The sequence below is a fragment of the Marinobacterium weihaiense genome (genome assembly GCF_019061305.1).
GTDB lineage: Bacteria > Pseudomonadota > Gammaproteobacteria > Pseudomonadales > Balneatricaceae > Marinobacterium > Marinobacterium weihaiense.
In genome coordinates, this window is the sequence record NZ_JAHQZT010000005.1 from 111151 (window position 1) to 123444 (window position 12294).

The 12294-nt window shown below is 61.3% G+C and carries 10 protein-coding genes; 4 read left to right on the forward strand and 6 right to left on the reverse strand.

Annotation, left to right across the window (positions count from 1 at the left end; genetic code table 11):
- Nucleotides 1-13: 13 nt before the first annotated feature.
- Genes KTN04_RS05350 through KTN04_RS05360 form a run of 3 tightly spaced genes read right to left on the reverse strand, consistent with a single transcriptional unit; the run spans nt 14 to nt 2501 of the window.
- Complete coding sequence (locus KTN04_RS05350; RefSeq protein ID WP_217334186.1) at nt 14-1270, reverse strand: ABC transporter permease; 1257 nt, start codon at nt 1268-1270, stop codon at nt 14-16.
- On the reverse strand, nt 1264-1953 hold the full coding sequence (locus KTN04_RS05355; RefSeq protein ID WP_217334187.1) for an ABC transporter ATP-binding protein: 690 nt from the start codon (nt 1951-1953) through the stop codon (nt 1264-1266). Before KTN04_RS05355 ends, KTN04_RS05350 begins: the two co-directional genes overlap by 7 nt.
- Entirely contained in the window at nt 1950-2501 is a 552-nt protein-coding gene (locus tag KTN04_RS05360; protein ID WP_217334188.1) for a DUF2796 domain-containing protein, read from the reverse strand. Before KTN04_RS05360 ends, KTN04_RS05355 begins: the two co-directional genes overlap by 4 nt.
- 146 nt (nt 2502-2647) lie before the next feature.
- Here KTN04_RS05360 and KTN04_RS05365 point away from each other — a divergent pair, with 146 nt between their 5' ends.
- On the forward strand, nt 2648-4384 hold the full coding sequence (locus tag KTN04_RS05365; protein ID WP_328515960.1) for an autotransporter assembly complex protein TamA: 1737 nt from the start codon (nt 2648-2650) through the stop codon (nt 4382-4384).
- A 5-nt stretch (nt 4385-4389) separates the two neighbouring features.
- Nucleotides 4390-7626, forward strand: a complete 3237-nt coding sequence (locus tag KTN04_RS05370) for a translocation/assembly module TamB domain-containing protein (RefSeq protein ID WP_254262401.1) — start codon at nt 4390-4392, stop codon at nt 7624-7626.
- A gap of 135 nt (nt 7627-7761) precedes the next feature.
- Here KTN04_RS05370 and KTN04_RS05375 read toward each other — a convergent pair whose 3' ends face one another.
- The 3 genes from KTN04_RS05375 to KTN04_RS05385 all read right to left on the reverse strand — a co-directional run bounded on the left by KTN04_RS05375 (nt 7762) and on the right by KTN04_RS05385 (nt 10905).
- Complete coding sequence (locus tag KTN04_RS05375; protein WP_217334190.1) at nt 7762-8346, reverse strand: fasciclin domain-containing protein; 585 nt, start codon at nt 8344-8346, stop codon at nt 7762-7764.
- 198 nt (nt 8347-8544) lie between these two features.
- On the reverse strand, nt 8545-9405 hold the full coding sequence (locus KTN04_RS05380; RefSeq protein WP_217334191.1) for a universal stress protein: 861 nt from the start codon (nt 9403-9405) through the stop codon (nt 8545-8547).
- A gap of 9 nt (nt 9406-9414) precedes the next feature.
- Entirely contained in the window at nt 9415-10905 is a 1491-nt protein-coding gene (locus tag KTN04_RS05385) for a SulP family inorganic anion transporter (RefSeq protein WP_217334192.1), read from the reverse strand.
- A 285-nt stretch (nt 10906-11190) separates the two neighbouring features.
- Here KTN04_RS05385 and KTN04_RS05390 point away from each other — a divergent pair, with 285 nt between their 5' ends.
- Complete coding sequence (locus KTN04_RS05390; protein ID WP_217334193.1) at nt 11191-11568, forward strand: metalloregulator ArsR/SmtB family transcription factor; 378 nt, start codon at nt 11191-11193, stop codon at nt 11566-11568.
- Entirely contained in the window at nt 11565-12284 is a 720-nt protein-coding gene (gene arsH / locus KTN04_RS05395) for an arsenical resistance protein ArsH (RefSeq protein WP_217334194.1), read from the forward strand. Before KTN04_RS05390 ends, arsH begins: the two co-directional genes overlap by 4 nt.
- Nucleotides 12285-12294: the final 10 nt, after the last annotated feature.

Genomic DNA, 12294 nt, shown 5'->3' on the forward strand with positions numbered 1-12294 from the left:
CGGTCAATCCAAGTCAGTAGCGACGAATCAGGCGGCTGGCGGTTGCCAGGCGCCAGGCCTGCAGTGAGGGCAACAGGCCGGCCAGCAGGCCCAGAGTCAGGATCAGGCCGCAGAGGAACAGCTGCTCCGACGACGGCAGCGCCGGCTGGATCAGCAGGCCGAAGTGCTCCAGCAATGGTGTTTGTGCCGCGGCCAGGCCTGCCTGCAAGACGATCAACCCCAGGATCACGCCGCCCAGTGTCAGCAACAGGCTTTCCAGCATTAACAGCCCGGCGATGCGCAGGGGCGAGCAGCCAAGGGCGCGCAACACGGCTACTTCATGCTGGCGCTGGGCAACGGCGGCCAGCATCAGCGCCAGCATACCGGCGATGCCGATCAGCAGCGCAGCCGCCGAAACCACCAGCAGGGCCCGTTCGGCGACCCCGATGACCTGCCACAACTCCTGCAGCACCACGCCCGGCAGCAGTGCCGTCAGGGGGGCGTCACGGCGATTGTTCAATTCGCGCTGCAGGTGGAATGTCTGCAGGCGAGACTTCAGGCCAACCAGTACGGCGGTAACCTGTCGAGGTGCCAGGTCGCGCTGGCGGGCCTGTTCGGCACTGACCTGCAGGCCGGGCAGGGGCACGCCGGCACGCCAGCCCAGATGCACGGCCTCCAGCCCTTCCAGCGAGACCAGCAGGGTACGATCCAGCGGTGTGCCGGTCGGTGCCAGGATACCGCTGACGGTAAACGGCATTTGCTTGTGTTGCATGAAGCTGGTATTGCCGGTGCCGTGGGCGATAACCAGCTCATCGCCCGGTTGATAACCCAGTTGGCGTGCCACTTTGGCCCCCAGAACCACGGCAAAAAGATCGTTCAGGGGCTCGCCTTGGGCGAAGCTCAGCGCGCGATCATCGCCGTAGCGATAATGTTCGAATATCAGGTTGCGTGTACCGACCACGCGATACCCCCGGTGAGAATCCCCCAGGGACAGCGGAATCGTCCAGGCAACCCGGTCGTCCTCGGCCAGTGCCTGATAGCCTGTCCAGCTGATGTTGCTGGTGGCCGAGCCGATATGAAACAGGGAGTAGAGCAGCAGCTGGACAGGCCCGGCCCGCGCGCCCACGATCAGGTCGGTGCCGGATACCGTGGCCATGAAGTTCTGGCGGCTTTGTTCACGTACCTGTTGCACGCCCAGCAGCAGCGCTGTGCTCAGGGCAATGGTGAACAGTGTCAGTAATACCGTGGCGCGTCGACTGCGCAGGCTGTTCCAGGCCAGTCGAATCAGCATGAGATCAGGGCTCCCAGGTCCAGGTGATGATCAAAGCCCCGTATCAGCGCCGGGTCATGGCTGACCATCACCAGACTGCTGCCGCACGCGGCGAGTTCGTCACGCAGTAGAGCCATGAAGCGGTCACGGTTGTCCGGGTCCAGCGCTGACGTCGGCTCGTCGGCAAGGATTAGGGCCGGGTTGCCGATCAGCGCCCGTGCCGCCGCAACCCGCTGTTGCTGGCCAATGGACAGCTCGGCCACGCGGCGGCGGTAGAAGAGTGCTGGGTCCAGCTGCATACGGGTAAGCAGGCGTTCGGCGGCTTCGGCCGGGGCGAGGCCCTGACGGCTGACGGCATCGCGACGCACGCTGGAAAGCGTACAGGGCAGGGTGACATTATCGATCAGGTTCAGGTATGGCAGCAGGTTGAACTGCTGAAACAGCAGGCCCATCCGGTCGGCTCTGAGTCGATCCAGCGCACGCGATGACAGCGTCGACAGTGCTTCTCCGGCAACGCTCAGGTGACCGCTGTGGCCCGCCTGCAGGCCTGCCAGCACGTTGAGCAGCGTCGTCTTGCCGCTGCCCGAAGGGCCGGTAATAACCAGGTGTTCCCCGGCGGGCAGTATCAATTCAGGCAGCTGGAACAAGGGTGGCTGCCCGGGCCAGGCAAAACTCAGTGACTCGGCATGCAGTATGGGGGTCATGGCAGGCTCAGGCGTGTTTCACCGGCGTGCAGCGTTCGACTATGCTGGCCGCTGGGGGTAATCAGTTGGATCTGCAGCTGTTCGATGGCCGGGAAGCGTTGCAGTAAGGGCAGCTCCAGGTGCCTGAGTGCATCGGTATTGGCACACAGGAACTGATATTCCGCCATCAGATCCGTATGGGCATGTGCATCCTGATGTTTGGAGTGCTCATCATGGTGATGTTCATGCGAGGCTGCCGGTGTGCCGGCAAAGGGCAGGTGCAGATTCACTTGGCTCAGGCTGCAGTCAGCGTCGGTCGGCAACGCGAACAGCTGCGATACTTGGCGCAGATCGGATTGCAACTGGTGCCAGGCCTGTTGCTCTGCGGCATTGGCCGGGCGGTGCTCGAAACCAATCAAGTTGGCCAGGGGAGAGCTGAGGCCGATGGCTACCAGCGGCGGTTCCACGACCATATCCAGTTGGGCCACGCCGTGCTGATGTACCCCGGCAGCCATTGAAAGCGAGAACGGCCAAAACAGGGCCAAAAGGGCAAACAGCCATACAGACATGATAGGCTCCTCAGCAGAATGAAATTTCAATGTTACTACATAACATTAATTTTTAAAGGAGGCATTCGCTGTAATCGGGTCCAGGGCGGGACGTGGCGCGTACAGCGGGTTAAAATAAATGAGACTCAATCGAAGGAGCCGTCTGAGTGCCATTGTCGTTTTTCTCGCGTTTGCTGGTCTGTCTGCTGTTGCTGGCAGGCAGTCACCCTGCGCTGGCCGAGCGTTTTACCCTCAGCGGTGTCGAGGGCGAGCCGGCCGATAACATCCGTGCTCTGCTGAGTATCGATCAGGCGCTGGAGCAGGACCCGCTGCCCACGCGCAGCCGTCTGCGCTACCTGCATCGGCAGGCAGCAGATGAAATCCGTCTGGCGCTTGAGCCTTATGGTTACTACAACCCGGAACTCAAGCTCCAGGTCATGCTGGACGGCGACAGCAGCCAGTGGCGGGCAGAGTATCAGGTGAATCCCGGGCCTCAGACGTTAATCGGCGAAGCGCGCCTGATACTGAAAGGTGAAGGGGTAGACGATGCTCAGTTGCAACAGGTCATGGCCGATACCCCGATCAAGGCGGGTGCGCCGCTGATCCATGCCGATTATGCCGCGCTGAAAAGCGCCCTGCAGTCCCGTGCTGCCGAGCGCGGCTATTACCAGGCGGGGTTCGAACGCAATGAGATCCGAGTTGATACCACCGCGAACCGGGCCGATATCACCCTGATTTATGCCACCGGGCCGCGTGCGCGCATCGGTGAGATTCGACTGCAGCCGGCCCCGGTTTCCGAATCGCTGCTGCGCCGCTATCTGCCGTTTCAGTCCGGTGACCCGGTCAACACCGCGCGACTGGTCGAGTATCAACGCAACCTGATCAACAGCAATTACTTCGCCGACGTGGAAGTGCGCCCGCGTTTGAACGAGTTATCTGACGCTCGGCTGCCGGTGGATGTCAAACTGACGCCGCAAAAGCAGAGTCTGTATCAGGGCGGCGTTGGTTACGGCACCGATACCGGCGCGCGCATGCAGCTGGGTCTGACCCGGCGCTGGCTCAATCGCAGTGGTCACACGCTGGAGGCGCGCTTGCGCTTGTCGCAGATTCGTCAGCAGCTGACCGCCAGCTATCAGATTCCGGGAGCCAACCCGACCACTGACCGCTTTGCACTCAACTTCCTGCTGGAAGATGAAGATTCGGACACCATCGACTCACGTACCCTGGCCCTCGGCGGCAGCTGGCAACGGCAGCTGGGCGAGTGGGAGCGGCGTCTGGCGTTGGACTGGCAGCACGAAACCTGGACCTTTGAAGGTGAAGAGCAGACCTCCACGCTGCTGCTGCCCAGTGCGCGCTTCAGTCGCACCCGCACCGATAACCGTATGAACCCCAGCCGCGGACACCAGATCAGCCTGGGTGCAACGGTCGCGTCGCAGTCACTGCTGTCGGATACCGACCTGTTGCAGCTGGACATTCGCGGCAAGCGCGTGGATACGCTGTCCGAGCGCTGGCGTCTGCTGACCCGTGCCGAGCTGGGCGTGACCTTCATCGATTCCGTTGACGACCTGCCGGCCAGCCTGCGTTTCTACGCGGGGGGGGACAATAGCGTGCGCGGCTACGATTATCAGTCCCTCGGACCCATCGGCGACGAAGGGGATGTGATCGGCGGCCGCTACCTGGCTACGGCGAGCCTGGAAGTGGACTACCTGATCCGGGACAATTGGCGTGTGGCTGCCTTCGTGGATACAGGCAATGCCTTTGATGATCGCGACACGGAGCTGAAAACCGGCGCCGGTCTGGGGGCGCGCTGGCAGTCGCCGGTCGGGCCGGTGCGACTGGACTTTGCCATACCGCTGGATGAAGACGGCTGGCAAATTCATTTCACCCTGGGGCCTGACTTGTGAGACCGATGTTGCGTTGGGGGCTGGTGACGGTGCTGGTCCTTGTTCTGAGTATACTGTTGCTGGTGACCGCGATTCTATGGCTGCCTTCGGGAACGCGTTTTGCTCTCAATCTGGTGGATTCGGCCGTGCCTGGACTCGAGCTGGACGGCATTAACGGTACCCTGGCCTCCGATGTGCGGATTAGCCGGGCGGCGTTCGTACAGGACGAGCTGGCGCTTGAACTGACCGACGTGCAGCTGCACTGGTCGTTGTGGGCCCTGACCGAGCCGCGGCTTGCCATCCATCGACTCGGAGCCGAGCGGCTGAGCGTGCAGCTGCCCGAAGCCGCTGCGGAACAGACCACGGATGAGCGCCCAGCGGCGCCGCTTCGGTGGCCGCAGCTGCCGGCGGTTGAATTGCCGCTGGCGCTGTCGATTGAGCAGGTGCAGCTCGGCCAAGTGCAGGTGATGCAGGGCGAGCAGACGCTGGTGGATGAACTGAGCGTCACGCTGGCGGTGAAATCCAGTGGTCAGCTGGTCCAGATTGAGTCGCTGCACCTGCAGCAGCCGGGAACCGATCTGACCCTGACAGGCTGGACGGAACCTGCGCAACACTTTCTGACGCACCTCGAACTCCAGGGCAGCACCGAGCTGACCGAGTGGGTCAGGCTGGAGCACTGGCCCGAGCAACTGCCCCTGACAGCGGATCTGGTCCTGGATCTGGACGGAGCCGCACAGGCGCTGACCTTGGCGCTGACGGTCCGTCAGGAGACCACCCGAGTACACTTGCAAGCGCAGGCAAATGGCCAACCGGCCGGTGCGCCGGAGGCCATCGAGGTGGCCTATCAGCTCAGTGCCGATGGCATCAATCCGGCGCTTGCGGCACCGGACTGGCCCGGACAGTTGGCGCTGGAAGCACAGGGGCATCTGGGGCTGGGGGATGCGCTGCCGACGCTGGCGCTGGAGATCAGCAGCCTGCAGGGACGCTTGCAGCAGCAGCCGATCAATGCGCAGGCCAAGCTCGCAGGTGACACCCGCCAATGGCAGATCGATGCTCTACAGCTGAACTATGCCGGTGCCCGGGCCGAGATCAGCGGTGCCCTCAGCGATCGGCTGGCATTGCAGTGGTCACTCAAGGCGCCCAACCTGGCACGCCTGCTGCCCACCGCCAAGGGGGCGCTGGATCTTGGCGGGCAGGTCAGCGGGCCATTGCAGCAACCGGCGATTCAGGCACGCCTGCGTGCAACCGAACTGGCCTATGCTGATCAGGCACGCCTGCAGCAGCTCAAGGGCGACATCGCGCTGGACCTGTCGGGGCAGAGTGACTGGTCCGCCGACCTGACCCTGAACGGGGTCGAGGCCGCCGGGCAGCGTATCGAGCAGGCAGCGTTAACCTTGAGCGGGACACCCGAACAGCACCGCCTGACTCTGACGGCGCAGGGCTCTCCCGGAACGGTCGCCCTGGCCGCGTCCGGCGGCTGGGCAGCCACGGCACGACAGTGGTCGGGCCAGCTGGCGAGCCTGGAGCTGAAGCCCGAGCCGCTGAGTCATTGGCGCTCAACTGCCGCGGCCCCGCTGCAACTGTCGCCTGATGGCTATCGCCTGGGGCGCTTCTGCCTTGATGAACAGAGTGCGGGCGGAACGCTGTGCCTGCAGGCCGATGGTAGTTTTGCCGGTCGAACCCACGCCAGTATCAATCTCGATCAGCTGTCGCTGTCCCTGTTGACCCCGGTGTTGAATGGCATACAGATGACCCCGACGCTGTCGGCCGAGGTCGATTTCCGACAGCAACCCGATGGCTATCCCGAATTGCAGGCAACACTTCTCACCAGTGCCGGCACGCTGACACCGGCGCAGGCAGACCAGACATTGCCGCTGGACCCGTTGGAAGTGAGGGTCCGTTTGGCGGATGACAGCCTGAATGCCAGTGCCACCACCGCCTTGAGCTTCCTGTCCGGCGATCTAGCGCTGGCACTGGATGTTCGCGGGCTGAGCGGTCGTCAGGGGCTGCGTGGAGAACTGAACCTCAATGCCACGGACTTTGATCTGATTTCGGTGCTGGTACCGGATGTGCAGAACATGCAGGGACGGTTGAATGGTCAATTGACGCTCGGTGGCACTCTGAGCGCGCCCGAGGTGGCTGGTGAGCTGGCCTATCGCGAAGGGGGCATGGAGTTGCCGGCGATGGGACTGGTGATCACGCCGCTGGAGTTGCAGCTCAATCAGAGCGGCCTGCCCGGCCAGCTGCGCTTCAGTGCTGCGGCGACCTCGGGGGAGGGAACCCTGAAGCTGGTCGGTGACTATGATCTGGCTGCCCGTGCCGGTCAGCTGAGTTTGCAGGGTGATGGCTTTACCGCCATGAATACGCCCGAGATCCAGGCCCTGATCAGTCCCGATCTGCAGCTGGCGCTGGGCGCGCGGGAGATCCGCCTGGACGGCACCGTCAAGGTGCCCATGGCACACATATCGCCTCCCAAGTCGATGGAAAGCGCCGTGACCCCCTCGGCCGACGTGGTGCGCGTGCAGGATGGACAGGTGGTTGAAAAAGCCCCTGTCGTGCCGGTATATGCCGATCTGCGTCTTGAGTTGGGTGATGACGTGCGTGTGGATGCGCTGGGCTTCAAGGGACGCCTGATCGGTGCGCTGCAGATCGAGGAGGTACCTGGTCAGATTACCCGCGCAACCGGCAGTGTCGGTGTTGAAAGCGGTGCGTACCGCCTGTATGGGCAGGATCTTGAGATTCGACGCGGTGGGCTGGTCTATGCCGCCGGTCCGGTCGACAATCCGGGGCTCGATTTGCGCATCGGCCGTCAGGTCGAGGATGTGATCGTTGGCGCCAATGTCAGCGGCACCCTGCGTGAGCCGCGGATGGATCTGTACGGTGAGCCTGCCATGCCGGACAGCAGTGTGCTGTCGTATCTGCTTCTGGGCAAGGCGCCGGGGGCCAGTACGGTTGGTGAGCAGCAGATGCTGATGCAGGCGGCGCTGGCGCTGGGCATGAGCCAGGGTAACAAGATTACCGGTAAGTTGCGGGAAAGCCTGTCGCTGGACGAGTTTGGTTTTGACAGTACCGCCAATGATGAATCAGCCTTTTTCATTGGCAAATACCTGTCACCGCGCCTCTATCTGCGTTATGGCATCGGCGTACTGGATGCCGTGAACACCCTGAGTCTGAGATATAAACTCAGCGACAAGTGGCGCGTTGAAGGGCAGAGCAGCGAACTGGGCAGCGGGGCGGATATTCTGTACACGATCGAGCGTTGACGGGTACAGGCGGTGGCCAGCCGTTGAGTGCGAGTGTTGAGAGAGGTAAACCAGATGCGCTGGCCATATTCGATGGCGCAGCGCAGGGGACGGGTGGCCTGTTTCTGCAGGCCACTCGAGGCCAGTTACACGGAGTCACAAGCAGCTACCCGGGCCGGGATCAGGCAGCACTGGCAGCACTACAGTGTCAATGGCATGAATCACACCATTATCCGCTTCAATATCCAGCGCGCCCGGAATCAGGTTGGCGGTGCGATTGAGGTTATCGGTGAGCACGGCTGCATCCTGCAACAGGAATCCCCCTGACAGCATGCGTACACGCTCGGTAGCCAGTACATCTGCGGCATACAAGCGGCCGTGGGCAACGTGATACAGAAGCACGCTGTCTACGACGGCAGGGTCCAAATCAGCCAGACTGCAATAGCCGAGTGTCAAAACGGTCTCGGTCAGTGCTTCAAAGGCCTCATCCGTTGGCGCAAAAACCGTATTTTGCCCGCGGTCATCCAGTTCAGCCAGAATGCTGGCACGGTTACCGTCCGGAGCCGTCAGCAAGGCAATCAAGGTGTCAAAACTGCCCGCAAAAGGGCCTTCGGCATTCAGGCTAACAGCCTTGTCCACTAGACTGTTGATATCCTTGGGTCCCATATGATGGTCGGCGAACACTGCACCAGGTAGTGTCAGCAAAGCGGAAACAGCGAGGGCGCGTATTGTTTGTTTCATGGGTGTAGCTCCCGTGATCAGCAATCACGTTGATGATTCGGAAAAGTGCTGTCCTTGTCCGGGAGTCCTTCAAGCAACAGTTTATGCATAAAATGAAGAAATAGGGGGGGATGGCCATACAAGATGGCAGGGGCGCAGGCAGAGGGGGTAAAAACCCGGCCGATGTAGCCGGGTTTTTTAATGCAATGGCTGTTTTGACTAGCGTAACAGCAGCAGGGGAACCGGGCTGTTGTACAGCATCCAGTTGGTCATGCTGCCGACCAGCAGCTGGCGAATGCGCGAATGGCCCCAGGCGCCCATTACCAGCATGTCGATCTGGTTGGTCTTGAGGTAAGCCATCAGGGCGGGGCGTACTTCTTCCTGCTCCAGCGTCACGGTGGTGACGTCAAAGCCATTGCCCTGCAGCATTTTCTCGGCGTTGGCCAGCTGTTCGCGCTGGCGCTCGACACGCTTGCCCGCCATCACCAGATGGCAGGACACGCCTTTCAACAGCGGACTCTGAGCCACCTGAGTCAGGGCCTGGTTGGCCGTTGCGCTGCCGTCATACGCCAGCATGAAACGCTTGGGTGCACTGAAGTCATCCAGCGCAACCAGCATCGGCTTATGCAGCGTGCGGGTCACGTTCTCCAGATGGCTGCCGACGGCCGCGGCCATGTCGGCGTGGGCTTCGCCCTGACGCCCCATAATCAGCAGGCGAGTATCGGGCTCGCACTCCTGCAGGGTGTCGACCAGCGCATCATGGCGCTGCAGGCGGTCGATCTGTTCATGCGGCACGCCGGCCGCTTCAATCTGCTGCTGCGCTTCCTCCAGCATGAACCGGCCCTGCTCCAGCATCAGGCGGCTGCGCTGGTTGTCCAATTCGGCCAGTTCTTCCAGCAGGTGTTCGCGGGTGCCCAGGCCGATGTTGCCGCTCATGTCGCTTTCGGTAGGGTAGTCAGTCTTTTCCAGCACGTGCAGCAGTTGTAGCGGAGCGCCCAGCTGCTGTTGAGCCCAGGCTGCGGCGTCGCACACCGCCAGTGCCGTGCGTGAACCGTCAATGCAGGCAATAATTTTGCTCATGTTCGCTCCTCAGTGCCCGGCCATGAATTTTTCGACCTGTTCCGGCTTGTCATGGACCGCCAGCTTGTCAACGATGGTGCGGCTGGCCTCGTTCAGGCCAATGACCTCCACCTCGACGCCGTCACGACGGAACTTGATGACGACCTTGTCCAGTGCCGACACGGCACTGATGTCCCAGAAATGCGCATCGTTCAGGTCAATCACGACCTTATCAAGCACTTCCTTGAAATCAAAGGCAGCGATGAACTTTTCGCAGGAGGTGAAGAAGACCTGACCGGCCACGCGGTAGGTACGGGTCTCGCTGTCGGTATCCTTCTCGCTGGTGATGGTCATGTACTGGCCCACCTTGTTTGCGAAGAACAGGGAAGCCAGTAGCACGCCGACAAATACGCCGATCGCCAGGTTATGGGTGGCGACCACCACGGCCACGGTGGCAATCATGACGATATTGGTCGACAGCGGGTGCTTGCGCAGATCGCGGATCGATTCCCAGGAGAAGGTGCCGATGGAGACCATGATCATGACAGCCACCAACGCGGCCATCGGAATCTGGCTGATCCACTCATCCAGAAACACTACCAGGATAATCAGGAACACACCGGCAATGAAAGTCGACAGACGGCCGCGGCCGCCGGACTTCACGTTGATGATCGACTGGCCGATCATGGCACAACCGGCCATGCCACCCAACAGGCCGGCACCGATGTTGGCTACGCCTTGGCCCTTGCACTCGCGGTTGCGATCACTGCTGGTATCGGTCAGTTCGTCAACGATGTTGGCGGTCATCATCGACTCCAGCAGACCGACCACGGCCAGACCCAGTGAGTAGGGCAGGATGATCATCAGTGTATTCAGGTTCAGCGGTACATCCGGCCACAGGAAGATTGGCAGGGTATCCGGCAGCTCGCCCATGTCCCCGACGGTGCGAATATCCAGGCCCATCACCATGGAGACGATGGTCAGGCCGACAATGCAGATCAGCGGCGAAGGCAGGTTTTTGCCCAGTACTGGCACATAAGGGAACAGGTAGATGATGGCCAGGCCCGCCGCTGTCATGGCGTAGACGTGCCAAGTCACGTCGATCAGTTCCGGCAACTGGGCCATGAAAATCAGGATTGCCAGCGCGTTGACAAAACCGGTGATCACCGACCGCGATACAAACCGCATCAGGTCACCCAGCTTGAGGAAGCCGGCGAGTATCTGGAACACCCCGGTCAGCAGGGTCGCGGCGAGCAGATACTGCAGGCCATGCTCCTTGACCAGCGTGACCATCAGCAGCGCCATGGCACCGGTGGCCGCAGAGATCATGCCGGGGCGGCCGCCGAAGAAGGCAATCACCACGGCGATACAGAAGGAGGCATACAGGCCCACCTTGGGGTCGACGCCGGCGATGATAGAGAAGGCAATGGCTTCGGGGATCAGGGCCAGGGCGACCACCGTGCCGGACAACAGGTCGTTGCGGACGTTGGAGAACCACTCCTGTTTCATTCGTTGCAGCATCTACACTCTCTTGCTTGAGTTGTAAGTTGTTCGGAGGCTGCCCGCACGGACGAGGGCGGGACCAGTCTGGGGTCGCGCCATGACAGCTGAGGTATCGACACTCAACCTCTAACGGACGGGCGGCGCAGAAACGCGATCAAGGCGGTTTCTGTAGCGACAAAGGGGCAAAATTATACCGAAAAGGGCAGATGCATGCAGCCTGAAACCTGAATGTAACCCGACAGTGGTTGTATATATGGAATATCATATATATGGTTTTACATATATTTAAACCGGAGGGCTGCCATGACGGCACAGGATATTTCGGCACTGGTACTGTTCAAGGCATTGGCCGACGAGACGCGCTTGCACAGCGTGCTGTTGATCCAGCAGGCCGGTGAGTTGTGCGTGTGTGAGCTGATGATGGTACTGCAGCAGTCACAACCCAAGATTTCACGTCATCTGGCCCAGTTGCGTCAACAGGGCATTCTGGCAGACCGACGCCAGGGGCAATGGGTGTTCTACCGTCTTCACCCGCAGCTGCCCGGCTGGATAGATAACCTGCTGCATCATACCCGTGAGCACTCTGCCGATGTGTTGCAGCCGCTGCTAGTGCGGTTGCGCGAGATGCAGGCACGGCCCTCGGCGCCGTGCAGCCCCACTGACAAGGAAGCTGAAGCATGAAAGATAACACGCTAGAACTGCCGAGCCTGAAAGCCGAGCATCTGCCGTTACCCCGGCTGGATGAACTCTGGCGTCCGGGGGCTGCTCATCCGCCCCGAATCCTGCTGCTGTACGGGTCTCTGCGCACCCGTTCCTATAGTCGTTTTGCCACCGAGGAGGCTGCGCGCATCCTGCAGGCGCTGGGAGCCGAAACCCGGCTCTTCAATCCCGAAGGGCTGCCACAGCCTGATGGCGAAGATGAAGCACACCCCAAGGTACAGGAGCTGCGCGAGCTGGTGCAGTGGTGCGAGGGCATGGTGTGGTGCTCGCCCGAGCGCCACGGCGCTATGACGTCGGTGATGAAGTCCCAGATCGACTGGATTCCGCTCAGTATCGGCGCCGTGCGTCCGACTCAGGGTAAGACACTGGCCGTGATGCAGGTTTGCGGTGGCTCACAGAGCTTCAATACGGTCAATCAACTGCGCATTCTGGGACGCTGGATGCGCCTGCTGACCATCCCCAATCAGTCTTCTGTGGCCAAGGCCTTTGCCGAGTTTGATGACGAGGGGCGCATGAAGCCCTCGCCCTACTACAACCGCATCGTTGATGTGATGGAAGAGCTGGTCAAGTTTACCCTGCTGACTCGGGGCTGCAGCGCCTATCTGACTGACCGGTATTCGGAGCGGGTCGAAAGCGCCGAGGCTCTGTCACAGCGCGTCAACCAACGCTCGATTTGAGGAGAACAAA